25 protein-coding genes and 3 pseudogenes are annotated in these 26,729 nt (G+C 38.0%); 12 read left to right on the top strand and 16 right to left on the bottom strand.

What is annotated here, in order from left to right; all coding sequences use genetic code 11:
* Positions 1–7: 7 nt before the first annotated feature.
* Both V7024_RS03885 and V7024_RS03880 read right to left on the bottom strand, forming a co-directional pair.
* Complete coding sequence (locus tag V7024_RS03885) at positions 8–502, bottom strand: HXXEE domain-containing protein (protein WP_335515921.1); 495 nt, start codon at positions 500–502, stop codon at positions 8–10.
* On the bottom strand, positions 489–1,415 hold the full coding sequence (locus V7024_RS03880; protein WP_335515918.1) for a fumarylacetoacetate hydrolase family protein: 927 nt from the start codon (positions 1,413–1,415) through the stop codon (positions 489–491). Before V7024_RS03880 ends, V7024_RS03885 begins: the two co-directional genes overlap by 14 nt.
* Positions 1,416–1,629: 214 nt before the next feature.
* Here V7024_RS03880 and V7024_RS03875 point away from each other — a divergent pair, with 214 nt between their 5' ends.
* From V7024_RS03875 to V7024_RS03835, 9 genes and pseudogenes are all read left to right on the top strand, one after another.
* A complete protein-coding gene (locus V7024_RS03875) occupies positions 1,630–1,809 on the top strand; it encodes an aspartyl-phosphate phosphatase Spo0E family protein (protein ID WP_335515915.1) in 180 nt (59 codons plus the stop codon).
* Between the two features lie 105 nt (positions 1,810–1,914).
* Positions 1,915–2,049, top strand: a pseudogene (locus V7024_RS03870) (IS1595 family transposase); the annotation flags it as partial.
* A 66-nt stretch (positions 2,050–2,115) separates the two neighbouring features.
* Complete coding sequence (locus V7024_RS03865; RefSeq protein WP_335515912.1) at positions 2,116–3,102, top strand: NAD(P)-dependent alcohol dehydrogenase; 987 nt, start codon at positions 2,116–2,118, stop codon at positions 3,100–3,102.
* A gap of 170 nt (positions 3,103–3,272) precedes the next feature.
* On the top strand, positions 3,273–3,494 hold the full coding sequence (locus tag V7024_RS03860; protein WP_098918549.1) for a spore germination protein: 222 nt from the start codon (positions 3,273–3,275) through the stop codon (positions 3,492–3,494).
* 16 nt (positions 3,495–3,510) lie between these two features.
* A complete protein-coding gene (locus tag V7024_RS03855; protein WP_098918548.1) occupies positions 3,511–3,717 on the top strand; it encodes a spore germination protein GerPB in 207 nt (68 codons plus the stop codon).
* A 61-nt stretch (positions 3,718–3,778) separates the two neighbouring features.
* On the top strand, positions 3,779–4,393 hold the full coding sequence (locus V7024_RS03850) for a spore germination protein GerPC (RefSeq protein WP_335515904.1): 615 nt from the start codon (positions 3,779–3,781) through the stop codon (positions 4,391–4,393).
* Between the two features lie 6 nt (positions 4,394–4,399).
* Positions 4,400–4,594, top strand: a complete 195-nt coding sequence (locus V7024_RS03845; RefSeq protein ID WP_081625587.1) for a spore gernimation protein GerPD — start codon at positions 4,400–4,402, stop codon at positions 4,592–4,594.
* A 12-nt stretch (positions 4,595–4,606) separates the two neighbouring features.
* Positions 4,607–4,993: a spore germination protein GerPE gene (locus V7024_RS03840; RefSeq protein ID WP_335515897.1), complete on the top strand. Its 387-nt coding sequence runs from the start codon at positions 4,607–4,609 to the stop codon at positions 4,991–4,993.
* A 41-nt stretch (positions 4,994–5,034) separates the two neighbouring features.
* A complete protein-coding gene (locus V7024_RS03835; RefSeq protein ID WP_020059858.1) occupies positions 5,035–5,250 on the top strand; it encodes a spore germination protein in 216 nt (71 codons plus the stop codon).
* A gap of 39 nt (positions 5,251–5,289) precedes the next feature.
* Here the strand turns inward: V7024_RS03835 and addA are convergent, their stop codons facing one another.
* The 6 genes and pseudogenes from addA to V7024_RS03805 form a co-directional block, all read right to left on the bottom strand.
* Entirely contained in the window at positions 5,290–9,015 is a 3,726-nt protein-coding gene (gene addA / locus V7024_RS03830; RefSeq protein ID WP_335515894.1) for a helicase-exonuclease AddAB subunit AddA, read from the bottom strand.
* Positions 9,012–12,521 (bottom strand): helicase-exonuclease AddAB subunit AddB, encoded by a 3,510-nt coding sequence (gene addB / locus V7024_RS03825; protein WP_335515892.1) that lies wholly within the window; start codon positions 12,519–12,521, stop codon positions 9,012–9,014. The genes addA and addB overlap by 4 nt, the downstream gene beginning before the upstream one ends.
* Positions 12,522–12,597: 76 nt before the next feature.
* Positions 12,598–13,161: a signal peptidase I gene (lepB, locus tag V7024_RS03820; RefSeq protein ID WP_335515889.1), complete on the bottom strand. Its 564-nt coding sequence runs from the start codon at positions 13,159–13,161 to the stop codon at positions 12,598–12,600.
* Positions 13,162–13,214: 53 nt separating this feature from the next.
* Positions 13,215–13,814 (bottom strand): TVP38/TMEM64 family protein, encoded by a 600-nt coding sequence (locus V7024_RS03815; RefSeq protein WP_335515887.1) that lies wholly within the window; start codon positions 13,812–13,814, stop codon positions 13,215–13,217.
* Positions 13,815–14,100: 286 nt separating this feature from the next.
* On the bottom strand, positions 14,101–14,301 hold the full coding sequence (locus tag V7024_RS03810) for a cold-shock protein (RefSeq protein WP_020059863.1): 201 nt from the start codon (positions 14,299–14,301) through the stop codon (positions 14,101–14,103).
* A 327-nt stretch (positions 14,302–14,628) separates the two neighbouring features.
* Positions 14,629–15,423: pseudogene (locus V7024_RS03805) on the bottom strand (N-acetylmuramoyl-L-alanine amidase); the annotation flags it as partial.
* 425 nt (positions 15,424–15,848) lie between these two features.
* On the opposite strand from V7024_RS03805, the gene V7024_RS03800 reads away from it, so the two are divergent.
* Positions 15,849–16,247, top strand: a complete 399-nt coding sequence (locus tag V7024_RS03800; RefSeq protein ID WP_335515884.1) for a hypothetical protein — start codon at positions 15,849–15,851, stop codon at positions 16,245–16,247.
* Positions 16,248–16,472: 225 nt separating this feature from the next.
* Here V7024_RS03800 and V7024_RS03795 read toward each other — a convergent pair whose 3' ends face one another.
* The 3 genes from V7024_RS03795 to aceB all read right to left on the bottom strand — a co-directional run bounded on the left by V7024_RS03795 (position 16,473) and on the right by aceB (position 20,219).
* A complete protein-coding gene (locus V7024_RS03795) occupies positions 16,473–17,051 on the bottom strand; it encodes a competence protein ComK (RefSeq protein WP_335515881.1) in 579 nt (192 codons plus the stop codon).
* Positions 17,052–17,329: 278 nt separating this feature from the next.
* Complete coding sequence (gene aceA / locus V7024_RS03790) at positions 17,330–18,607, bottom strand: isocitrate lyase (RefSeq protein WP_335515878.1); 1,278 nt, start codon at positions 18,605–18,607, stop codon at positions 17,330–17,332.
* Between the two features lie 22 nt (positions 18,608–18,629).
* Positions 18,630–20,219 (bottom strand): malate synthase A, encoded by a 1,590-nt coding sequence (gene aceB, locus V7024_RS03785; RefSeq protein ID WP_335515875.1) that lies wholly within the window; start codon positions 20,217–20,219, stop codon positions 18,630–18,632.
* Positions 20,220–20,499: 280 nt separating this feature from the next.
* Between aceB and V7024_RS03780 the strand changes: the two are divergent.
* A pseudogene (locus tag V7024_RS03780) lies at positions 20,500–21,009 on the top strand (HAD family hydrolase); the annotation flags it as partial.
* 174 nt (positions 21,010–21,183) lie between these two features.
* On the opposite strand, the gene V7024_RS03775 reads toward V7024_RS03780, so the two are convergent.
* From V7024_RS03775 to V7024_RS03760, 4 genes are all read right to left on the bottom strand, one after another.
* Positions 21,184–22,242: an anti-sigma factor domain-containing protein gene (locus tag V7024_RS03775; protein WP_335515873.1), complete on the bottom strand. Its 1,059-nt coding sequence runs from the start codon at positions 22,240–22,242 to the stop codon at positions 21,184–21,186.
* Positions 22,235–22,957, bottom strand: a complete 723-nt coding sequence (sigI, locus tag V7024_RS03770; RefSeq protein WP_335515869.1) for an RNA polymerase sigma-I factor — start codon at positions 22,955–22,957, stop codon at positions 22,235–22,237. Before sigI ends, V7024_RS03775 begins: the two co-directional genes overlap by 8 nt.
* Before the next feature lie 87 nt (positions 22,958–23,044).
* Positions 23,045–24,160 carry a DUF5667 domain-containing protein gene (locus V7024_RS03765; RefSeq protein WP_335515866.1) on the bottom strand — a complete coding sequence of 372 codons (1,116 nt, stop codon included), beginning with the start codon at positions 24,158–24,160 and terminating at the stop codon, positions 23,045–23,047.
* 96 nt (positions 24,161–24,256) lie between these two features.
* Positions 24,257–24,748, bottom strand: a complete 492-nt coding sequence (locus tag V7024_RS03760) for a DUF1648 domain-containing protein (protein ID WP_335515863.1) — start codon at positions 24,746–24,748, stop codon at positions 24,257–24,259.
* Between the two features lie 250 nt (positions 24,749–24,998).
* Between V7024_RS03760 and V7024_RS03755 the strand changes: the two genes are divergently transcribed.
* Complete coding sequence (locus tag V7024_RS03755) at positions 24,999–25,214, top strand: spore germination protein (RefSeq protein ID WP_335515860.1); 216 nt, start codon at positions 24,999–25,001, stop codon at positions 25,212–25,214.
* Positions 25,215–25,385: 171 nt separating this feature from the next.
* Here the strand turns inward: V7024_RS03755 and V7024_RS03750 are convergent, their stop codons facing one another.
* Complete coding sequence (locus tag V7024_RS03750) at positions 25,386–26,642, bottom strand: M48 family metallopeptidase (RefSeq protein ID WP_335515857.1); 1,257 nt, start codon at positions 26,640–26,642, stop codon at positions 25,386–25,388.
* Between the last annotated feature and the right edge of the window lie 87 nt (positions 26,643–26,729).

Here is a 26,729-nt window from a genome sequence, read left to right as displayed (position 1 = left end):
CTTTTTGCTATGCAATGGTTTTAACAATATACAACAGACTAGCTAGAATAGGAAACATGAGCAAAATACCGATGATACATGATATCCACACATGCTTCCATTTCCACCAACTACATACCCTTCCTTTCCAAAACAAAAACAATGAAAAAGGAATGACTAAAAATAAAGCTGTACCAAGTCCAGGCACATACCCTCTCTTTAAGATTGCCCCTACAAGATGAACAATCCCATTCATAAAAATCATGGCCTGTGTAAACAACACCATATATAACGTAATCTTCTTCAAAAACAAATTGTGTATAAGCACAACCCCGCACACAAAAACAGTTAATATAAGTAATGCTATGAAAAAATGCTTGGATTGCAGCATATTCTCTTCCATTTGAACCGGGCGGAAATACTTCATTTCCGGAAAAAAATAATACTCTTCTGCATTATGCAAAGCAAAAATAATTGGGATAAACCAGAAGTATGGAGAACGCTTCGTATTATTTGACACCATTACGAAGCGTTCCAACATCTTCTACAGTAACAACAACCTCATCACCAGCATGTAAAAATCGCGGTGGGTGAAACCCTTTTCCAACTCCGGCCGGTGTCCCAGTTGCAATAATATCTCCTGGTTCTAACGTCATCCCTTTACTTACAATTGAGATCATTTCTTCAATGGAAAATATCATGTTTGCCGTTGAAGAAGATTGGCGTACTTCCCCATTCACCTTCGTTTCAATATGAAGATCATTCGGATTCGCAATCATTGAGTGATGCACAATAGCAGGTCCCATTGGACAAAACGTGTCAAAACTTTTTCCAAGGAAAAATTGCTTATGTTTCTTTTGAATATCTCTGGCTGTAACATCATTTATAATCGTATAACCAAACACGTAATGAAAGGCTTCTTCTTTTTGAATTTCCTTTCCACGCTTGCCGATTACAATTGCAAGCTCTCCTTCATAATCAAGCTCACTTGTCGCATGCGGATGACTATAAATTTTATCCCCATCGCCAATTACAGTTGTTGGAGCCTTTGTAAAAATAATAAGATCTTCTGGAATGGTTCCCTCTTTGTCCATTTCGATTACATGCTCACGATAGTTTTTCCCAACACAAAGAATATTTTTTCTCGGTCTTGGAATAGGAGCCAATAACTTAACTTCCGATAATGAATAATAAGCACCTTTACCATGTTCTTTCGCCCATTCGACAATCTCATTTACTTTCGTAATAAAAGATTCTCCTTGTTCAATGCACTCTAACATTGTAATAGGAATCGTAACTTTTTCTCCTTTTTTCCTCTGTGCTTCCCTTACATGCAACACCGTTTGTGATGTTTCGTCTACAACACCAACAAACACTTTTTCATCTGTTTTTGCTGTCACAAACCGCACGTTTCCACATCCCATCTTCAAATTCATACTGTAATTGTATTCGTACCTATTAACAAAAATCCTCCCAAAAATATTTTTAATTTACAATATTCTTTCTATTATTCACACAATCGAAAAATTTTTTTGCCAAAATATGTAGAATTCCTTCTTCTTTTAGCGAATACGTTTCTTTTTTATGGAAAGTTTGTATAATATGTACTACAGACACACCTAAAATCTATAAGGAGACGGAGCCGATTCTATGTTTGAGCAAGCGATTGAAAAAAAACGCGAAAAAATGAAATACTTGGCCAAACGATACGGAATGACATCTCACAAAACAGTTAGTTGTAGTCAAGAGCTGGACAGGCTCTTAAATGTTATATTACTCATACAAATAGATGATATGCCAACTCAACATACAGACGTGCACTCCCACTAAGTGCACGTTTTTTATTTTGTCTATTATTTTATATATTGTAGTTTTTTATCAATATCACTAGAGATCTAGATGGCGGTATGAATGTGGCAAAAGGCTTAATGATATGACGGATACACTTTACCCAAAATCGCTGCTGTATTAGAAATTCATAGCTCTACTGCCTTTTACCGGCGGCATAAGATTCTTAACGCTGTTAGGTTGTTAGGCCACAGTCAATTAAAAGGTATTGCCGAGAGTGAACCATTGGTCTATTTATTTGTAACAGACGTATCATATTAATGAATATAACGAATTAGAGGTGGATAAATGAAAGCAATTGTGTACACAAAGTACGGTCCCCCTGACGTTCTTCAACTGAAAGAGGTAGAAAAACCTATTCCTAAAGAAAATGAAATTTTAGTAAAAGTAAAAGCGACCACCGTAACAGTAGCAGATATTCGGTCACGAAGTTTTACAGTTCCTCCCGCTTTTTGGCTGCCTGCCCGAATAACACTTGGTTTCAGACAACCCAAACAAGAGATATTAGGGATGGAGTTAGCTGGAGAAGTTGAGTCAGTTGGGAAAGATGTCAAAAGGTTTAAGGAAGGCGACCAGGTTTTTGCTGCATCTCTGGTGGGTTTCGGTGCATATGCCGAGTATAAGTGTCTGCCGGAAGATGGTCCTATATCTATTAAACCTTCCAATATAACTTATGCAGAAGCTGCTGCCATTCCAATTGGAGCACGCACAGCGTTGTATTTTCTTAGAAAAGCTAATATTCAGAGCGGCCAAAGGGTTTTAGTTTATGGTGCTTCAGGAAGTGTAGGAAGTTATGCTGTTCAGATTGCCAAGCATTTCGGAGCAAACGTTACAGGAGTATGCAGTAGCACGAATTTGGAATTGGTCAAATCTCTAGGAGCCGATCAGGTAATTGATTATACAACAGAAGATTTTTCTAGGACAGACGAGACGTACGATGTTATCTTTGAAGCGGTGAACAAAAGTTCCTTTTCAGCTTGTATGAAACTGTTAAGGAAGGACGGCACCTATATAAATATCACTGAACCGCTACCAAGTGGTCAAATGCTATGGACTAAATTGACAAGCAGCAAAAAATTCTTATTGAGCCGAAATCCACCTGAAACTTCAGAAGCGCTGCACTTCCTTAAAGAACTTGTTGAGATGGGGAAGTTAAAGGTGGTCATTGATAGGTACTATGAGTTTGAAGAGATCGTTGAAGCTCATAGATATGTAGAGAAAGGACACAAGAAGGGAAATGTCATCATAAATGTAGAACCTAACAACAAGTCCTGATAAACTGAAACTTCCATAGCAACAATCTTTACAAAAAGAGCCTTTATTTTTTAAATAACAGACACATATTTGCCCAGACGCCCATACAATAATAGAGTAAAACTCCCATCATAGACATTCGGATTAAAAAGGGACAAATACAAAAATTTTTCATATGAAAGGTGTTTTCTATGCCTGCAATGGTTGGACACATTAATATTGTTAATATCGGATCAAGCGGTGTATTGCACATTGGTGATGTATTTGCTATTCGTCCTATTAGTTATTCCCGTGCATTTGCAGGAGCGGGGTCTTTTAATGTTGGAGATAATGTATCTGTATATAATTACGAAAGTACGACAAATGTAAATGATAATGATGTTATCGATCAGCCAATCACTGCTACTTATTAAAGGAGGGGAATAGAAATTGAAACTCTTTGTACATCAAAGTATTATCATTAACAATTTAAGGGTAGATAGTATTACAACTTCATCTGTCTTTCAAATCGGAAGTGCCGGCAGTATTAAAACATTATCAAAGTTTTCTAATACAGGCGGATTTACACAACCAACCCCACCGCTAACAGCTCAGGGACAAATTATTTCTATTTCCCCTCCGCCTAGTTCTTCTTAACGTACTAATATCATAGACATATACCAATACACCCTCCAGATCGAAAAGGAGGCTTCTAGCAGTGAGTCAAGATCTATATACTTATTTACAGCAAATGCAACAATTCATTCAACAACAACAAGAAAAAATAAATGCTCTAGAAACACAACTAGCGCAGCTAACAGAGCAAATAGAAGAACTGAAACAGCGTCCATCCTCTTCCATTGGAAAAGTCGAATATAAATTTGATCAGCTAAAAGTCGAAAATTTAAATGGTACATTAAATATTGGTTTAAATCCATTTACGAGTAGCGGAGAAATGATTGAAGACTTTAATGTGGACACCGAAACAATAAAAGTAAATCCCGAAACCCAGATGAATCCCGATTTTTATCAAGACATCATTCAAGAAATGCATCGCTATTTAGACGAAGAAGCATATAGTCGAATTCTTCACTTTGAACAAGAAGAACGAACACCTCTTGACGATATGTACCGTCAAATGATGATCGATGATATAAAGCAACAAATGGAACACCGTCTTCCATACTATTTATCTCAAGTACAGCCGCATCCAGAAATTACATCTAATCCACAGTATATGAAAGATGTCATTATCCAAGCAATGAAACAAGATATCGATAAAGCATTTCTTTCCTTTATTCAGCATATACCGCGTAACTTCCGAAAGGAGTAAATGCATATGAATTTTACTGTTATTAATCATGAAATCAAAGTAGGAAACATTAGAGCGATTGGGTTATCTTCGTCTGCTTTATTCTTAATCGGCGATGCAAACTTCATTATTTCATCTTCTATTTTAGATACACCATTTGAATCTGTTACAGGCGGCCCATTTGTACCACTCGTAACCGCTGTACCTACCACTCCTAGATAAGGAGGACTCATTATGTTTCGACATATTTCTGTTGTACATCAACCTTCTGTTTCCTCACTCGGGCTTAGCGCCGTTGTTCAAATTGGTGATACAAATCATGCGGAATTAAAAAGTAGAGCGATTATCGTTCAGCGCGAAATTCCTAACTTTCTTTCTAAAGAAGAAAGCTTCGAATCATATGAAATGTTTGTCGATGACGAAATCACAATTCCAACTCGCGTAAACGAAGTACAAATGAAAGTTATTAATAAAAATCCTTTTATCGAAGTAAATTGTATTACCATACAAAGTATGCTAAGCGCGTCTTGTCTTCATATCGGATCTATTGATTACGTATTTGCAAACTCACGCATTTTACAAATCCGCCAATTTGCTACTGAAGAACCTTTTGGTAAATAAATCATATAGTACCATAAAAGGAAATTGAAGTAGGTGAAAATATGCCGTCTCTTGTCGGAAACTTAGTCGTTCAAAATAGTAACGGTTCTTTTAACTTAGGAGACTTCTATAATGTATCCCCGAAAGAAAATACGAAAGCTTATAACGGATCCGGTTCATCAAATGTTGCGTTTGTTCTGAATACATTTAACGGTGTAAGTGGTACAAATACATTTGATTCAGATGTAGCTGATCAAGATCAAATTGGAACAGCATAAGAAAAAACGGAGGGAATCCCTCCGTTTTTTCGTTCCTTATCAATCTACTTGCAATACGTGACTGCCATCAAAGAAATATAAATAGGTTTCTTTTACGGATTGATGTAAACTTTTCTCTAGCGCTTTCCGATAAAGTGCTAGCTGTATTTTGTACCGTTCTTCTAATATTGGTCTCGCTTGTTCAAATCCACCTGGGAAACGGCCTTCAATTGCATCTGTTTTAAAATCAATTAAAACGATGCCATCCTCCTCTTCAATCATACAATCAATAACCCCTTGAACAAGGATGGATTCGTCTTGCTTATCTGTCCAATCTTGATATGCTTCGTCTGCAGATAACATCATCGTAAACGGTACTTCGCGCTCTACATACTTTGCAGCTAACAGTCGTTTTCCGAGTTCTGTTTCAAAAAAGGAAACAATTTTTTCTGGTGCGATTTCTTCTGCTTGTTCAAATGTTAACAGCTCTTTATTCACCATTTCCGCAATTCGTTCTTGAATCACTTCAATTGTTATTGCTTTCGCTAAGTTTACATGCTGCATAACAGTATGAACAGCCGTCCCGCGTTCTGCATACGTAAGTCCTTTTTTCTCCATAAAACGCGGACGCGTTTCAATTGGTGCACGAACTCGTTTTATAAACGCCGTATCACTACCTTCTTGCGCTTGGTAGTTTCGTTTAATTTCCGTAACAGATTGCTTGGCACGGTGCGTTGCCGCATCCTCGAACCCGTACTGCCATGTTAACCTTTTATACACTTCATCTTTTTGCTCACTGCTTAGTGAAACTGATTTTTGCTCTCTAAGCGCTTCTAATAACTCTTGCTTTTCTTCTTTCATTGGCTCTGGCGCTTGCAATTCTGCCGCGTCTACCGCTTCTACTTTCCAGTTTGCATCATATTCATATATATCAGCTGGAATACTTCCTTGTCCCATCTCAAAAAGCATGTCACTATCTTTATGTCTGCATAATGATGGGACAATCCAATCTAAATAACAAGTTGCCCCGGCACGTACATAATCAGGCAATAACCAGCCTGTATGCTCTCTTGCATCTTGCCATTTCTGTACTTCTTTTTCTTTATCTTTTACGGTCCCAATTAAAATGAGCTTTTCTTTCGCACGTGTTAATGCGACATATAAGACTCGCATTTCTTCGGCAATCAGCTCCATTTTCATTTTGCGCTTAATCGCGAGCTGCGATAATGTCGTATATTTAATGCGCTTTTTCGGATCAATAAACTGCGAACCAAATCCGAAATCTTTATGCAATAAGAAACGCTTCATTAAATCTTGTGTGTTAAAACGTCTGCCAAGCCCTGCCACAAATACAACTGGAAACTCCAGTCCCTTACTTTTATGAATGGTCATAATGCGCACAACATTTTCTTGTTCGCCAAGCGCACGTGCTGTTCCCATATCATCACCACGTTCTAATATCCGCTCGATAAAACGTAAGAAGCGGAATAAACCACGAAATGACGTCGCTTCATATTGACGGGCACGGTCATATAACACACGAAGGTTTGCCTGGCGCTGCTTACCAGCAGGAAGACCGCCCACAAAGTCATAATAACCTGTTTCCCGATACACTTTCCAAATTAAATCCGAAAGCGACTGCTGACGCGCAAATTCACGCCACTCTTGTAAATGCTCGAAAAACCATGATAGTTTCTCATGCAGTTCTTTCTCTTCCTGAAGCGGTGCGCCTTGCAAGAAAGAGCGCAGCACTTCATAAAAGGAACCCTTTTTCCCGTGAGTACGGAGCATCGCTAGCTCTTCATCTGTTAATCCAACAATTGGCGAACGAAGCACAGCTGCTAACGGAATATCTTGCGCTGGATTATCAATGACGCGAAACAGGTTCATCATTACATTCACTTCGGTCGCTTCAAAATAACCAGTCGCAAGCTCTGCATAAACAGGGATACCTTGCTGTTTTAACTCTTCCATAATTTGCGGCGCCCATGGCATAGAGCGCAGTAAAATAACAAAATCACGATACGTAACGGGACGCATACCGTTTGTTTTCCGGTCATAAACTTCATGACCAGAATCGACCATTGCTTTTATTCTTTGCGCGATGAGGCGTGCTTCTAATTGCGCCTTTTCTAATTCCACACCTTCCTCTTCATCCACTGCCGCACTTTCAGATTGATGAATAAATAACAATTCTGCTGATGGATCCGCCCCTTCTAGATAACTCGCTCCAAGCTTCAACTCAGCGTCTTCATCATAATCAATTTCTCCGACAGCTTCGCCCATAATTTGTTTAAAAATAAAGTTTGTCCCTGCTAGCACTTCATGACGACTGCGGAAGTTTTTGGCCAAATCAATCTTCATGCCGCCATCGATACCTTCAGATGTAAAGCGTTTATATTTCCCTAAAAATAGTCCTGGCTCTGCTAAACGGAAGCGATAGATGGACTGCTTCACATCGCCAACCATAAATAAATTGCCGTCTTGCTCTGAATCTTTCGTGACAAGCTTAATAATCGATTCTTGTACAAAGTTCGTGTCCTGATATTCGTCAACGAGCACTTCTGTAAATTTATGACGATATTGCCACGCAACTGGTGATGGACGCATTTCTCCCTCATCCGTACGCTCGCTTAAAATTTGTAAGCAAAAATGCTCTAAATCTGTAAAATCAACCATTCCTTTATCGCGCTTAATCGCTTGGAACTGTTCTGTAAATAATTTTACAAGATCAACAAGCTTTTGCAGTACTGGGTGCATATCTTGAAAATCGCGTAAAAAGCTTTCTGGACTGCGGCTAAATAATTCTTCCTGCAGTTTCTTTACTTCATCCTTCGCTTTATTCCGCAGAACATCAACTTGTTTCACAATCTCTTCATTATAATCACTCTTTTTAATACGTTTTAACGTTTGCCAAGAAACAGTTTGCATCGTTTCATATGTGCTTGTCCAAGACCCACAAGCTGCTTCGGACAAGTTCTGAAGTAACAAAAGATCCGCTTGCAGCGTTTCAACGCGCGGTACTGGCCCATCTGGTAACATCGCAAGTTCGATCGCTTTTTCGGCATATTGCTTCGCTGTGTCCAGCTGCACCTTTACATCCTCTAATAAATACGAAGCGTACATTAATTCTTCAATTGTTTTTCCTTCTACATCATATGCTTCAACTAATTTATCAAGCCAACCATTCGGATCTGGGTGCGCTCTTGATTCAGTATGGAGCGCAAAAATCATCCGCTGCAGGTCATCATCAGTACGGTCGCTCGTATAACGATCGACAAGTTCAAAAAACAATTCATTATTCTCCATGCCGTACTCTGCTTCTAATATGTCATCGAGAACTTCTTCTTTTAATAATTCATTCTCCGTCTGATTCGCAATGCGAAAACGCGGATCAACATCAAGCATATAATAATATGTTCGAATTACTTGTAAACAGAAAGAATGGATTGTCGAAATCGATGCCCGGTTGAGTAAACTCAGCTGTTTTCGAATGTGCGGCGAAGCTGGATCATCGATTAATACTTTCTCTAATGCTTCTCCAATTCGGTTTTTCATCTCTTGCGCCGCTGCATTTGTAAACGTCACAACAAGCAAGCGATCGACATCAACTGGATTGTCCTCTCGAATCATTTTACGAATAATGCGTTCAACAAGTACCGCTGTTTTTCCCGACCCAGCTGCAGCTGCAACTAAAATATCACGGCCATCCGCAACGATTGCTTTCCACTGATCATCGGTCCACTGACTTCCTTCTGGTTTCGCTGGCCAAGTTTGTATCGTCATGACTGGGTCTCCTCTCTCATTTTCTCTAACGCTTCACTATCTTTCATATCTTGCAGTGCCCTGTATTTGTTATCTTCTAACGACTCATCAAATTGACAAACAGAGCGGAAATTACAAAACGTACATGCTGTTTTGTTGCCTATTTTATACGGGGCAATATCGATGACACCTTCTGTTATATCTGTGCCAATGTTTTCAAATGTACGATGTACGTATTCCTGCAATACATGAAACTCTTGCTCACTCGCAATATCAGAACGCGCACTAAAGCTGCCATCTTTTTTAAGGCCCGCTGAAATAACATTTGAGCTTCCTGTCGTTAACTTGTTATCCATTAAGCGAACGACATCCGCATCTCCAAGAACGAGTCCTTTCATTTTAAATTTCTTTAAAATTTCTTGTTCAATTTCAGCCTCTGACACGTCACCTTTCATTTCAACAATTGGATTATGAATATGGAAATACAGTACTCCAGCAGGATTTACATTTCCGCCGCGCTCCATCCATTTGCTTGCGTTTGTTGTGACGACATCTAAATACGTCAGCATCTGCAGTGCTAAACCGTAATACACTTCCGTTAAATCTAATTTTTTCACGCTCGATTTATAATCGATAATACGTAAAAATGTGCCCGTTTCATCTTCCGCTTTATCAACGCGGTCAATTCGTCCAACCACTTCCATTTCTACACCATTTGGTAATTCAAATTTCATAGCTGGCAATGAGTTTGTTCCGCCCATACCAAATCCGACTTCTAAATCAACAGGTACAAATCCGCTCGACTTTGCATGCTCTCGTAACACAAGTGAAGTACGGAAAATAATTTGCTGCAATTTATGTTTTAAATAATGATGCCTGTTGGAACTTAATAAAATTTGGCGCTGCAAAAGCGGTGCTAACTCTTCGATTACTGTAACGGAAAGGTATTCACACTCTTTTACTGTTAAATCAGCCCAAGTACGCTTTTCTTTCAATAATTTATCTGCAATCTTTTTCAAAGCAGCATGGAACAGTTCCCCGATATCCGGTGCATCTAATTTAAAAATATCACGTTCTTTTAAAGATAAGCCATGCTGCGCAAAATGAGCGTACGCACAGCGATTAAAGAGCTCCATACGTGAGACGCTGCCTTTAATTTTGTCACCGTATAACTCCTCGCTTACAGCAGGGCTTAATTTACGTGCCCGGTTTCGGTAAAACAAACTGGATAATACACGAATGCTCTTCTGCTTCCACTCCGGCGTTGTAACATAAAAATTATATACATCCCACCAAAAAGAAAGATTCCCCTCAAAGCCGTATCGTTTCCAGTTTTGCAGTTGCTGCGTTAAATACGAAAGTGTCACTTCTGGCGTTGCCACATATGAAATTTGCTCACTATATGACAAATCATTTACATCATTCGTTAAAAAGATTTCTGCAGCAGACGGGAACATCCTTTTCACTTTCTTTATGAAGCTAGATGCTAATAGCGTCTTCCCTTCCTCGTCTGCAAGTGGACAAGATATATATAACTTCTCCGCTGCCCGAGTAACCGTTTGATAAATGACAAATTGTTCATCAAGTAACTTTTGCCGCGCTGTTGGTGCCAGTTCGATTCCTGCTGAAACAAGTACTTCTCGTTCTTCGTCAGATAATACCCCATCATCCGATGGCGCCGCTGGAATAATTCCTTCATTTGCTCCAATTACAAATGCCGCTCGAATATCGGAAAGACGAGAACGGTCAATATTTGCGATTAACACTTGATCTAAAGACGGCGGAATATTCGCGAACTGGAGTGACTCTAATCCTGTCGTCATCACATTTGTAAACAAGGGCAGAGACATTTTCTCTTCTCCAAGCATTTCAACGCACGTATCTAGTAGCGTGATGACTTGTTCCCATACTTGATCATGATCATTGGCGAATAAGAAATTCCCTTCTTCCTCTGCTTGCAGGCGTAACTCTTCTAATTTTTTCGGAACGTCTAGCTCTTCTAAAAACAAATAAACTGCTTCACACATACTCATTGTCGCCCTTGCTCGTTTTAATCGCTTTTGCAAACGAATAATCGGTGTGCGAACAATCTCACGAAGACGATTAATCTTTTCTTCCATTTCGCGTTCGCTATCTGTTTGACCACCATGTACACCATCTAATGAACGATAGCGACGATACGTCCAGGGCTCTTCCGAAGTCCATCGTTTCCCTTGCACCCCATACGCTAAACAGTAATTTTCAAATTCGTCCATTTCATCACGTATTCTCGCTTTATTTCCATCTAACGGGTACAACAGTTCGGTTTTTATGCAGCGAAATACCGCGTCATAACGCCAATTCCCGCTAATGACTTCTAGCGCAGAGCGAATGAACTCAATTAATGGATGATGTAGCATTGGACGTTTTTCATCAATAAAGAATGGGATATTATAATCAACAAACAATGTCCTCATCATATCGTAATAGCTTTCACCATTGCGAAGAAGCACCGCGATATCACGATAACGATACCCTTCTTCCGCTACTAATCTGCGAATTTCGCGCGCAATGCCTTCCACTTCTGCCCGTAAATTAGCCGCAGCATATAGTGTAATGTGTGACCCGTCTTGAAACTCTGCATAGGGACGCGAATCATAATGCGCCTCTAAATGCGCAAGTGCTGGTGACATAAAACGCGGTTGCTCTCGCATGACAATCGTATTTTCAATAACTATTTTCTCTTCACTTGCTACTTCTTTTAGTTTTTCATACGTGATCAGCGTTTGATAAAATAAATCCAGTTCGCTCACTGGCTGTGATAACGTCTGCTCATCAAGCGTTAATGCAATTGTCATTTTTGCTCCGCATCGCAGTAGTTGCCTTACAATCTCTAACTCTTGCGGTGAAAATGTGTGGAATCCATCAATATAAATCATGCTACCTTTCACATACTCTGAATACGGTAGCTTTTCAAATAAAAGCTTCATATAATCTTCAGAATCTAAATATTTTCCAATTAACGCTCGTTCAAAATCATCATATAGAAGCTGTAAATCATACATTTTGTTTGCTAACAGTTTCTGTTCATTTCCATTGCTATGAGCCTCTAATTCTTGCCACATCGCATATACATTTGACGGCGTTAAATTGTAGCGTTTAAATTCCGTAATCATACTGCCAAGTTGTTCAAAAAATCCGTTTTGCTCTGCTGCTTTCTGAAAAACATATAATTCTTCTTTACGCGCCTCGACAATTTTACGAAGCAGCATATGCACACCAGATTCATCAATATGAAGGCGGCTTGCTCCGCCTACTTCTTGAAGCACCTTCCACGCTAACCGCGAAAAACTAAACACCTGTGCACGAATAGAGCCGCTTACGTCTCCATTAATTAATGCTTGCTGCGTTTGGAATGTCATTTGCTCTGGCACAAGATATAAAATCGTTTCACCTTTTGGACGATGCTGCAGCTCTTGCTGTACTTCTTGCAAACACATCGTACTTTTTCCACTTCCAGCTCGTCCTATTATAAATCGAAGTGACATGTAAACCCGCCTTTCTATAAGTGAACTTCAATCAATCAAGATCTATCCGAAAAAGAAGGTAATTCGAAATTTCGAATTACCCTTTAGAGAAATTTGTTTGTACTTCATTGATTGGCCAATAGCGTAAATCAACTTTTCCAACAACTTGTTCTATTTTTATAAATCCGAAGTGACGACTATCCCAGCTTCCTAAACGATTATCTCCAATTACAAAGATAAACCCTTGCGGAACAACCTGTTCATCTGTTAACTCTTCTAGGGTAAAGTCTCCAGTTAACTGTCTTCCATGAATTTGTTTTTTGTATGCATCTAAATACGGCTCTTCAATAAATTGTCCGTTAATATATAGTTTATCATGTTTGTATGCAATTTTGTCGCCTGGAAGTCCGATAATTCGTTTCACATAATCTTCTTGTTTATTCGCATGAAAAACAACAACATCAAAGCGGTTCAACTCACCAAACTGATAACCTACTTTATTCACAATCAGCATATTACCATCTTGGAGCGTAGGCATCATCGATTTTCCTTCTACCACATACGTTGCAAAGAAAAAAGTGCGAAAAAATACAGCTAATAAAACACCTATAAAAATTGTTCTCATCCACTCTACACTTTCTTTTTTCCACTTTCGCTTCATCATGCCACATCCCTTTCTCTTTTCTATAACAGGGGTGCGCTCACTTACGAAGTTTAGTCTCTGCTCAGTTCAAGCTTTACTTCAATTTTCTTTCCAACGTACCATAAAACAAAAATGACACCTAATACGATCGCTGTTTTTACCGGCTTGTACATAAAAGAGGCAAGATCATGACCAACGTAACTTAACACGAAAATCATCACAAGCTTACCAAGTGAAAGTGCTAAAACAAACTGCCGCTTACTAATACGAGACAAACCCGCTACTACATTAATAAGCGCTGACGGCGTAAACGGAAAACAAAATAACAGGAAAATCGGTGCAAATCCTTTTCGCTCAATCCATGTCATCGCACTGCGAACTCGTGGATGTCTATTTACAAAAGCAAAAAAGCGACTTCTTCCAAAACGACGAATGATAAAAAACACAAGCATCGCTCCTATACATGAACCGAGCCAAGAATAGAAAAACCCAAGCCATAATCCAAAGGCAACTGCATTTGCCATCACAAATAAAAAGAGAGGCAAAGCTGGAATAAACGCTTCAATCATCGGAAGTCCAATGCCAATTAACGGACCAAATTCCTGATAGCTCTTTAACAAATGTTCCATATTTTCTATTGTGAAAAATTCTTTAATTGTTTGAAAATCCATTCTACTATGTACCCCTTTACCTTGCTCTAATGAATTGTAACTTTTTTCTGAATGAAGAGAATATTACACTCCCTATAAGAACCCGATTCGCGCAACTCCATAAGAAGAACTGCCGTTTTCGTTTACCTTTTCTTGTTATTACTTTACCATTACTCTGCAATAAGGGGAAATGATATATCTGACAACTAAATATATATTTATTTTCCATATTCCTAGAAAAAATCCTTTTACAAATAACAAAAAAGGATGGCAAATGCCATCCTTTTTCAAACTATGCTCTATAAGATTATAGTTTTACAACGTTTTTAGCTTGAGGTCCACGGTTACCATCTTCTACTTCAAAGCTAACTTTTTCGCCTTCTTCTAAAGATTTGAAACCTTCAGTTGTAATAGCAGAAAAATGTACGAATACATCGTTTTCGCCTGGAACTTCGATGAAACCGAAACCTTTTTCATTGTTAAACCATTTTACTTGACCTGTTTTCATAATAACTTCCTCCTGAAAATAAACATATTTTTTTAGTTTTCACAACATAAAAAAAGAATCCACACATTATCAAATGCAAAACAGAACACATACATAATTTTTCTCGCTAGTTTCACGGCACTTGATAACATATGGATTGCTTGATTTAAGTATTTAACTATACATTGACTATACCATATTGCAAAAGGAATGTAAAACATAATTTGTAAAAACAAAAGAATCGCCGCTTATTGAGCGTCGATTCTTTTGTTTTAAAAACTTATATAATGAAAAAAGAGTTCAAATACGTTTACTTGTTTACGAACGAAAGAATGATTATTTTTTCGTGTAACGAATGTACGATGCATCATTGTAAATCCACTGATTCCCACCTATATTTAACCAGTTTCCTGATTGCTCCCACACTTTGTACACTTCTCCCTTTTGCACTTTACGAATAATACGATTACTCGTTGATGGACCAGAACGTAGATTTACATTATTTCTATTAATATATACCGTAGATTGTGCCTTATTCGATTGCTGCACTTTTGCCCCGCTTGAAATAGCATTTCCATTATATGCTCTTAGCACATCCGCACGAAATTGTGCTTCCGATATACCATGACTAGCTAAGTAAGCTAATGGATCTTCGTGATCAGTACCACCGAACTTATACGTAACGTCTTTATGAGTCCATAACCCTTTAGATGGATGAATATTGCGGTTACGTAAAATCTCCGCTAGCAGTTTTACATACCGTTCATACGACTTTTTAAACTTTACTGGATTTTTCGTCTCACTTAATTCAACTTGAACAAATCTCTCATTCGCAGTTGGTCCTGCCCCCCACGCACCATATTTTGTACTCGCAGTCTGAATAGTCTCATCCCAATCAACAACATAATGAACAAAAGCGGATGACCATGTACGAGACTGAAAACGTTGAATGTTAATTGCCGGTACCTCAGGAGTAGCAGTTGAATGCGCTACAACCCCTTCGTACATGCCTATACCATTGCGATATGGTTCCTTAGGTAAATTTGGAATAATAAGTGTACTATCAGCAAACGCACTATTAACCGAGGTTAATAACGTGATAGATGCTACCGTTACAGAGAATAGTAGTTTAATAGGTTTCATTTTTCATCACCTTCAAAAAAAATCTTGTTTGATTTATGTAGAAAAAACAACTAGAAAGCCCCGGTCAAACTTTATTGGGAAGATTAAGAAATAGTAGAAACGTGCACTATATGGTAATAGATAGGATTTGGGACTCACCTATATAAATACAAATTAAAAAATGGCATAAAAACACTCTTTTTTTAGATGGATGAGAGCATCTGACCATGCATAAAATTTCCTTCTGCATAAAGGCTTAGCACAAAAGGAAAAAGTAAGAACAAATTTGGCAACAATTTATATATATTTACATTATCTCACATAATTACTGTTTAAAACAGAGAAAAAGTTCTACTGATAAAGGAAAAAACGACTAATTATTATTCTCTATACATATGGTATAATTAAATCTGTAAAACATAATATACAAAGAAAAGAGTGATATTATGAAAAAATTGATTACATCAACAGTTTTATCATTAAGCTTAGCAATCGGTGTAGGTTCAACGATTACGCTTGCCGCTGAAACAGAAAACTATGTTCACAAAACACCACCGGTATATGTAAATGTGAATACAAGTTCCATTTATTTGAAAATACCTGTTGACGCAAGTTTTGGAGCGGGTAAAGTAGTTTGGCAATTACAACAACCAGATGGAACATGGGAAAATGTTGTTTATCCAGGTACAAGAAACTCACAATATTTTGTAGCTTGTTCTATGTCATTAGGAATTTCAAAACCATCATTAGCAATGCCGCAAAATTACAGAGTGAAAATGATTAACCGGGTGACTGGTACAGTATCTATTTCTGATCCTGTAAAGATTACTCCATACGCTAAATAGTAATGAAGTATTCCATTACAACTTTAAAAACCCCCTTTCTTTTTAGGTGGGCGAGAGCGCTGGCCATGCATAGAAACGCTTAGGGCTTTTTTCTGCCACGTGCAAGGTTTAAAACAAATGGAGAAAGCAAGTAGCCTGTATGTTGAAAAATTAAAACGGGTACAATATTACGTTTCCTATGTATGAATAAGAAGAAGGATAGTTCCTTCTTCTTATTCCATATCATCAATCTTCTTTTTTAAAAAGATACATTTTTTCATATGCTGGCTTTAGCTCTAGCACCTCATTTTGATTCACTAGTAAAAATTTTGTCGCCGCTTGTTTTCTTTTTCTATCTTCAAATTCGGCCCGAAGCTGAGCAGTTCGGTTTCTCTGATTTTCAAAACTGTTTTTAGATACTTCTAGCTTAATTGTCTGACCATTTATGAATTCAATAAGAATATTTCCATGTGGAAGTTTTGTTACATTTTCAATATGAAAGTGCGATAACCAAGCACACTCTTTGCGAGAGTAAGAAAATGTGGGGAAAAAATAAATATAATCTGTAGGACTAATTGCAATCGGTGCTTTATGAGTAAAGCCTGTGTATTCCTTCGTACCATCTTTTCGACCGCCAAAGCTAGCGCCATATTGACGACAACTTTGTTCCACAATCTCAAGTGGCTTTTGATACACAAAAAATTCATCATTTTCTTCAATCACACGCGTTACAATACGTTTGTCATTTAAAACAATTGGAAGCAATGCGGTCGTGTTTGAATTCACAATGTACTGCGGTGAGTACTTTTCGACTTTAGTAGTCATATTTTTCCTCTCCTTTGTCATTTTTGGATAATTTTATGCAATTATCTACATGGATAATTGTAGCATTTTATACGAAAAATAGCCGACATTTTCAATTTTTTTACAATTCCTTATTAATAAATTAAAAATTCCTTTTATACGTCTGTATAACTAACAGAATGAAACTACATACTCTTCCTATAGAAAATAAAATAATCTGATAGTTAATTTCATATTTTCCGTTTTGAAATATTTGTAATAAAAGAGAGAGCCAGCTCGAAAGCTGACTCCCTCTTTTATTATCGCGTAAACTGCTCTGCCTCTGTCGATCCTTTCAATGCTGTCGTTGATGAAGTTCCACCGGTAATAACTTGTGCTACTTCATCAAAATATCCTGTACCAACTTCTCGTTGATGACGCGTTGCTGAGTAACCGTACTGTTCTGCGGCAAATTCCGCTTGCTGCAGCTCTGAATACGCAGCCATACCTCGGTCTTTATAACCGCGCGCTAGCTCAAACATGCCGTAATTTAAAGCATGGAAGCCAGCAAGTGTTACGAATTGGAATTTGTATCCGTAAGATGCAATTTCCTTTTGGAAGTTTGCAATTGTTTTATCGTCTAATTTTTTCTTCCAATTAAAGGACGGTGAACAGTTGTAAGCTAATAGTTTTCCAGGGAATTTTTTATGAATTGCTTCTGCAAAACGTTTTGCATCTTCTAAATTCGGTTCTGATGTTTCGCACCAGACAAGGTCAGCATACGGCGCGTATGCTAAGCCGCGCGCGATTGCTTGATCTAGTCCAGCTTTCGTCCGAAAGAACCCTTCTGGTGTTCTTTCTCCTGTAATAAATGGTTGATCAACAGGGTCGATATCACTCGTAATTAAATCCGCTGCGTCAGCATCTGTTCTAGCAATAATGAGCGTTGGCACTCCCATTACATCTGCCGCAAGACGTGCCGATACTAAATTACGCACCGCCGTTTGTGTTGGGAGTAATACCTTTCCGCCTAAATGACCACATTTCTTTTCAGAAGAAAGTTGATCTTCAAAGTGGACACCAGACGCTCCCGCCTCGATCATTCCTTTCATCAGCTCAAATACATTTAGTTGCCCGCCAAATCCTGCTTCTGCATCAGCAACAATTGGCACGAAGTAATCAATATCACCGCTTCCTTCCATATGCTGAATTTGATCCGCACGCTGCAGCGTTTGATTAATCCGTTTTACAACCGCCGGCACACTGTTTGCCGGATACAAACTTTGATCTGGATACATGTGACCTGATAAATTTGCATCTGCCGCTACTTGCCAGCCGCTTAAATAAATCGCCTTTAAACCCGCCTTTACTTGCTGCATTGCTTGATTCCCAGTTAATGCCCCTAACGCATGAATGTAATCTTCGCTATGAAGAGAATTCCAAAGTTTTTCTGCACCGCGGCGTGCTAACGTATATTCAATATCAACCGATCCGCGAAGACGAATGACCTCCTCTGCAGAATATGGACGTGTCACTCCTTTCCAGCGTTTATCAAGCTCCCAGCTCTCTTGTAATTGCAAGGCTCTTTCATTTCCCATTGTTTCCATCCCCTTTTTCCCTTTATAAAATTTCATACCCCGGTAACGTTAAAAATGATACAAATTCATCATTACGAACAAGATTTGTAAATAGTTTCGTAGCTTCGACAAATCGTCCTTTTTCGAAACGATCACTATCAATCTCTTGCTCTATTTTTTCTAACTCTTCTGCTTTAAACTGTTCTACTAATGCAAACGTAATCTTTCTTCCATCCTCGAGCTTCCCTTCCTTGTGACGAATCCATTGCCACACTTGTGCCCTAGAAATTTCTGCTGTTGCCGCATCTTCCATTAAATGATAAATAGGTGCAGCTCCCCTGCCGCTTAACCACGATGCAATATATTGAATACCAACACTAATGTTTGTACGGAGGCCTGTTTCTGTAATCGTTCCTACTGGAACTTCTAATAAATTTTGCTCTGCTATTCGAATTTCTTCCCGTTTTCGATAGATTTGATTTGGCGTTGTCATGATGCGATCAAATACTTCCATCGCTACAGGGACAAGTCCCGGGTGGGCAACCCAAGTCCCATCATGTCCTTCACAAGCTTCGCGCTCTTTATCAGCGCGTACTTTCTCAAATGCTGCTTCATTTGCTTCCGGGTTGTTCTTAATTGGAATTTGCGCTGCCATCCCTCCAATTGCTGGTGCACCCCGGCGATGACACGTTTGAATGACACGTAAACAATACGCGCGCATAAATGGAACACTCATCGTCACCTGTGCCCGGTCCGGAAGTAAAAACTGTTCATGATTGCGAAACGTTTTTAAGAAACTAAAAATATAATCCCAACGCCCGCAGTTTAATCCTGCTGAATGATCACGAAGCTCATATAACATCTCATCCATCTCAAATGAAGCATGAATCGTTTCGAGCAGTGCCGTTGCTTTAATTGTTCCATGCGGAATGCCAATGTATTTTTGTGTAAATACGAACACATCATTCCATAATCTTGCTTCTAAGTAACTTTCCATTTTCGGTAAGTAAAAGTATGGACCGCTCCCTTTTTTCATTAACGCCTTTGCATTATGAAAAAAGAACAATCCAAAATCTAATAAACTACCTGATACTTCTTCACCATCTACTAACACATGCTTTTCTTGTAAATGCCACCCGCGAGGCCGCACCATTAATACAGCTGTTTGTTCATTGAGACAATATTTTTTACCATTTTCATTTGCAAATGAAATCGTTCCCTTAACTGCATCTCGTAAATTTATTTGTCCTTCCATTGCATTTTGCCATGTTGGTGCATTCGAATCTTCAAAGTCCGCCATAAAAACACGCGCTCCTGAATTAAGGGCATTAATAACCATCTTACGATCAACCGGTCCTGTAATTTCTACGCGCCGATCTTGTAAATCATTCGGAAGCGGTGCAATCGTCCAATCATCCGCTCGAACATTTGCAGTTTCCTCTAAAAAGTGTAATAACTCTCCTGCATCAATTCTCTTTTGCTTTTCTACTCGTCTCTGTAGTAATTCCTTGCGGCGTCCGTTAAAATTCTCATGCAACTCTTTTATAAATGCGAGTGCTTCTGGTGTCAAAATCTCCAAATACGCCGGTAATACTTCTCCAACGAGTGTAACCCGCGAAGTTTGCGTCGACATATTAGCCTCTCCTTTTTACAAACTGTTTTATAACAGTTTTGATTTTTATGTTTATATTATATAACATAAAAATCAAAAGGGAAGGATTTTTTAGAATTTTTTAATAATATCTCAAAATTGGTTTATATGTACTTTTCACATTCCTTGTAAAGGATGTACCGAATAACAGCGTAACAATAGTCTTTACCATTGTAAATTTATGTTAAAATCTATGTAAACGGGATTCGTTGAATAGGGATAAGTTACGTTATTCAGTAACGCTAAAAGGGGAGAGAAAGAAATGTTACAAGTACTGATTTTTGATATGGATGGAACTCTATTTCAAACAGAAAAAATTCTAGAATTATCACTCGATGATACTTTTAACCATTTACGGTCACTAAATTTATGGGATACAGTAACCCCTATTAATAAATACCGTGAAATTATGGGTGTACCCCTACCAAAAGTTTGGGAAGCTTTGTTACCTAACCATTCCAATGAAATAAGAAAACAAACGGATGCTTATTTTCTAGAAAGATTAGTTGAAAACATAAGAAGTGAGAAAGGTGCTTTATATCCTAATGTAAAGGAAGTTTTCAGTTATTTAAAAGAAAATAATTGTTCAATTTACATAGCGAGTAATGGTTTAACAGAATATTTACAAGCAATTGTGGGTTATTATCATTTGGATAATTGGGTTACTGAAACATTTAGTATTCAACAAATACAAACGCTCGATAAAGGAGATTTAGTTAAAACCATTATAAATAAATATGATATAAAAAAGGCAGCAATTATAGGTAATAAGGGGCATATTTTCGCTGGAATTATACTCCTTACCAAACTTCTAAATGAAATGTATGGCTGAGTAGTTACAATAAATCAACGCTCAGAATGATAGATTTCTGAGCGTTGATTTATTATTAGGTATGCGATGTATCCCGCATGAACGGAACTACTTCGTATACAACCCTATACCTTTTTACCGATTATGTTTTCCATTTTCTTTTTCTTCATGCTTTGAAGAATTTCCGTGCTTATTTTCTTTTCGGTGCTCTTTTTCATACTCTTGCTGTTCTTTTTTTTGTTCGTGATATTCTTTTTTTTGTTCTTTTTTTTGCTCTTGTTCCTCTTTTTTCTGTTCGTGATATTCTTTTTTCTGTTCTTTATCGTTGTTTTCTTCTCGATGGCCGTTATTTCTTTCCTGCGACGGCTGCTGTACGTGAGCTGGTTGCTGTTGTTCGGTTTCTTCTTTCTGCTCGGTTCTTTCTTGTTGCTCAGAAGACGAGGAATTCGATGGTGAATCTGAATGAGACGATGGATCCGGCTGCGAATCTACTTTAGGAGGTTGTTCCTCTTGTACTTGCGGCGGCGCAGGCGAAACAGATGATTTCTTCTTCTCATTTTCTTGTTTCAAATAAATCCCTGTGCTAACTCCTGCTTTTTGGGCATCCTCCCTCATTTGCATCGTACTTTCCTGAAATATGACTGTAACATGTTTTGCATCATACTCGCTTTTTAATTCTTGAATCGTCTTTTGCAGCTCTGGTTCCAATGATTTTTCTTTTGCAACAGATGTTAGCATAACTTGCTTGTCACTCGTTAAGTATCCATCCTCTTTGCTTTGTTTTACAATTGCACGCACTACGTCTTGCAAAGGCTCATTTTTCCACCGTTTTAATTCTTTTAAAATGCGCTTGCCATCCTCATTGCAAGCTCGTAATTCCGTAACACGAAGACCCTTTGTCACACTCGCCTCTATGCTTGGGTTAATATCGATAGAAACATAGGCAAGTGCTTGTTCTTCCGGCTGATTGAATAAAAACAAAAAGACACATAGAAAACAAGTAAAAATTAATGATGCCGGTTTTAATATAGAAGGAACTGAAAAAGACACTTGTCTCTTTTCTTGTTCATGAAATACGATTTCCTGTCCGATCACATAAGAGTTCAACTTTTTCTTACAATTAATAAATTCTCCGTCCGGTGTCAGCACAACTATGCTGCGTTTTTTTATATCCATCACAATCCCTTTATTCATTCCCCTGCCCACCTCTTATATATTCTTGAATGTATACGTAGTTGTTTACAAAAATAATGCACATTGCAATGATATATTTCCTATGCCGCTCCAGCGTTTTACGGCTTGTTCTAACATGTGGTTCAATTTGTTTGAGAGGTAACTTTTTCTTTCGGAACAGCTCTTCTATCATTTTCTCTTCTTTTGTAATAATCATTGCAATTCCTATTAAATGCTCCCGCGTATCACGATGCTTCGGAGACTCTTTAGCAAGATCAGCAAACGATATTTTAAATTCAGATAGCACGCCTTGAAAATGAAGAATTTCTTCCTTCCGGTTGCTGCTTTCCATCTCTTTCATATATTCAGTAAGGGCCGCTTGCATTTCCAGTGTTTCCTCTTGCTGGTCTTCTTTTAAAAAGACGAGGTTATGCCTAGACTCCTTACGTATATAGTCAATTACATCTCTTTTTATAAGAAGTTCAGCAAACGAAAGAAAAGATTTCCCTTTTTTATATGAATATTGTTCAATGGCTTGATGAAACGCAAACAGTCCAATGCTATATTCATCGTCCTGCTCCGTAATATAACGACGACAGACAGTCGAAATCGATTTTCGAATAAAAGGTCGATATTGAGCGATAAAAGCTTCCTTATCTTCTTCATTTTTTTGTATCTTAAATACTACGTCTTCTATTGTCGATTTTTTTACGACTTTCATCAATAAACTTAACACAGGTAGTCCCTCTCCTCCCCTCTGCTAAAAATAGCAAAACGGTCACTAAAGAAGTGACCATTTCACTACAGTATTTCCATACTTTTCTTAGTGCTTGTCTTCATGTTTCTCTCTATGTTTTTCCTCATGTTTTTCTTCACGCTTTTCTTGACCGACTTTTTTACCGTTCTCTTCATGATTTTCCTTTTGTTTGGATTTCTCATGATCCTCATGAGAAACGGCAGCTTTATGTACTGGTTGCGCCGGTTGTGCCGGTTGTGTTGGTTGCGCCGGTTGTGCTGGTTGTGCCGGTTGTGTTGGTTGTGCTGGTTGCGCTGGCTGTGCTGGTTGTGCTGGTTGCGCTGGTTGCGCTGGTTGCGCTGGCTGTTCGGACTGCTCTACTTGTGATGGTTGTACGACTTTATTTGTGTCTTCCATTTTTTCAGAAGTTTCTTCTATATTTTGATCTACTGGCTTATTTTCCTGTGCAACAACATGCTTTTGCTTTTCTTGTACTTTTTCTATTTTAACAGCAATTCTTGCAAAACTCTTCTCTATATTTTTGGAAATTGCAGCTTTCGCCTTCGGATTTTTCACTTTATCAAGCGCTTTTGCTAATGCTTCGATATTGTGTCCAATATGTACTTTTACTTTTTCCGCTTCTGTTTTTTCTTTGTTAGCTGGCTTTTTTGTTTCTTCTTTCTTTGCGTCAGTAGTTTTTTCTACTTCTGTTTTCGTTTCGTCAGCTTGTTTTTCTGTTTCTTCTTTCTTTACATCAGCAGTCTTTTCTACTTCTGTTTTCGTTTCATCAGCTGGTTTTTCTGTTTCTTCTTTCTTTACATCAACAGTCTTTTCTACTTCTGTTTTCGTTTCTCCTGAAAGCTCATCCGCTTTTTCTAAGTTTTCAGCTGCTTTTTCTAATGTATTTTGTGTGAAATCATCTTTCCCCTTTTTCATTAACACATCCGCCTCAGCAATGCGTTCTGCCGCTTGTTCAGATAGTAACTTTGCTTTGTCTAAATCATTGTTCGCAAGCGCCATTTTAATATCTTCCACCATCGTTTTTACAAAGTAAAAGAAATCTCCTTGCACTAAAGCCGGCTTTTCTGTCTCTGTTGTTTTTGCTGCATCTGTGTTGCTGCTAGCATACGCCGCCGTTCCCATTAAAAATGGACTGCATGCCATCATCGTTATCATAGTTCCTTTTAATAATGTCTTCTTCATCTCATCTTTCCTCCATTTGCTTTCTTTGCTATACATATTCGGAGAGAAAATAAGTTTTAAGGGGGTTAGAAAAAAATTTTCATAAAAATTACTCTTCTATTTTTCTATCATCCGTAAACTTCTAACTATATAAAATATCATTGTACTAACTAATATGACGAGAAATACAACAACCGAAATTGTAGAAAATTCAACTTCTCTGTGCATTGCAATTTGTGCATTTTCCCACGTACTATATACACCAAATGTAACAATCTCAAATTGTAACCACCCTAATAATGTGCGGGAATGTATATATAATTGTTGTTTTTGCGCTTCGGTAACATGTGAAGGATAGTTAAATAAATGAGGAAAACGACTTAAAACATGAAATATTATATAGAATCCTAATCCGACGATCGGATGAATGAAAATATTCCCTTTCCCGCCAAATCCATCCGCTTCTCCATTCCATCCAAAATGAGTTGGAATCCTATTTGGTAAAGACGACCATATGAAGCCAATGTATATCAACATCACAACAATCCAAATAAGCGACAAACCATCCAGCCATCTTTCAAGAATTGTTCTTGGCGCAATCTTTTTCATCTCTATCCCCCTGCTTTCATATTATTTTTCATAGCTGAAAAAACAGTTTAGTAGATCAGATAATGAGAAGAAAATGTGTTATAGCAGTATACAAATCAATACCGACAGCGACTAAATTTACCTGTTAATCTACATGTGCATTTTAACATAAATTTACAATTCATCCCCAAGATTAGGTTGCTTATTTTCATAAACAATCTTTTTTTCAAAATAAGCAGCATACAATAAATATAAAAAAGAGGTGAAGGGCATGCCTGCAATTGTTGACAGTATTGTCATTTCAAAATGTAACGGAAATGTAAATTTAGGAGACAAATACAATGTAAATCCTCAATTCAATAATAAAGAATATCATGGTTCTGGATCATCAAATGCAGCAAGAACACTGAAAGTCTTTAATGGGGTAAGTAGCGCTAATGTATTTGATAATGATCAATCTGATCAAGATATAAAATTCACACTATAAAAACCTTCTTTTTTTAGATGGTTGAGGACGTCTGTCCGCGCACAGAAACGGTCACGGACTTTTCCTGCCACATACTTGGTTAAAAATATAACAAAAAAGAACAAGTAGCTTCCTAGTCTTTATACTAGAAAATCACTTGTTCTTTTCCATTTTTATCCTTGATCGTAACGACTATTTCTTCTTATATTCCTCAAACGTGAGAATTCTTTCAAAAATTGGCGGATGCGTATACATGAACAATTTCACTAAAGCTGGTGGGTTCACTTGACTCAAGCTCGTCTTCGATAAATATTGAAATGTTTTAACTCCCGACTGATTATCCTTCGTCATATCTAATGCGTATTGATCGGCCGCTCTTTCTTCAATGCGCGATACGTAATTTGTGGCAGGACTTACCGCAAAGGAAAGCATCGAAGATACGAGGAAAAATAATGGTAAAACTGAGAAAGTAGCTATTTTAGAAATATGCAGTGTATCGCCCCACTTACGAATACACGCTTGCATAATGCGACTAATGAGGTACATGCCAACGAAAGTTAAAACAATATAACTCCCAACGCCCCAATATATATGTTTCATCACGTAATGACCCATTTCATGCGCCATAATAAATAATATCTCTTTATCTTTTAATTGCTCTAGCGTCGTATTCCATAAAACAATGCGAGAGTTTGAGCCAATTCCCGTTACATATGCATTTAACGCATTTGTTTTCTTTGACATATCCACTTCATACACATGCTCTGCCGGAATCTTTGCTTTATCCGCTAATGTTAAAATCTTTTTCTCCAGCTCCTTATTATGCAGCGTCGAAAAATCATTGTATAGCGGATCAATGACTACTGGCTGAATGAATGTTAAAAAGATTGTGAACGGAACGGAAAGAGCCCAGCCATACAGCCACCAACGTTTCGGATATTTTTTTATAAGCCACAGCAGCACAGTCACGATCAGAAACATAAGCAAAAAATTGATCCAAAAATCAAGTACATGCTCCTTTATCCAACTTGCCGTTGATTGTGTAGAAATGCCGTAATCAACAGATACTTGATGACTAATCCATTGCAGCGGCAATGCGAGCACCGTTGTCACAAGCGACAAATAAAACAAATAAATCGCAATTTGTAGTACTCGAAATTTCGTTGTATCTTTCGCCCATTTTTCAAATCGCTTCGATACACCGAAAATGAGGACAAATAATAACACAATCCACTGCAGCGGCGTTGCTAAAAAAAATAATAAATTCTTTACCCGCGAGTAATCTTGACTAAGTGTCAACTCCCTTGCATTCATAAATGTTGCTGGATCTGCACTCGTTCCTTTATACGTTTCCGGTATGATCTCATGATTCCATCCAAATAAGTACCAATATATAAATAATGCAAATAGAGCGTACAAAAAAAGTGTCCAACTCATCACTTTTCGCATGATTTCTCCTCCTCATCGCTGCCTGTCTATTAATATTGTAGTTCGTTCCTCGAAAAATAGAACAAGCTAATACATGAAATGTCATGT

Source organism: Bacillus sp. JJ864 (assembly GCF_036963045.1).
In the GTDB taxonomy this organism is placed as follows: Bacteria; Bacillota; Bacilli; order Bacillales; family Bacillaceae_G; genus Bacillus_A; species Bacillus_A pseudomycoides_C.
Note: the sequence above shows the minus strand (reverse complement) of the source record. Positions and strands in the feature narration are given on the sequence as shown.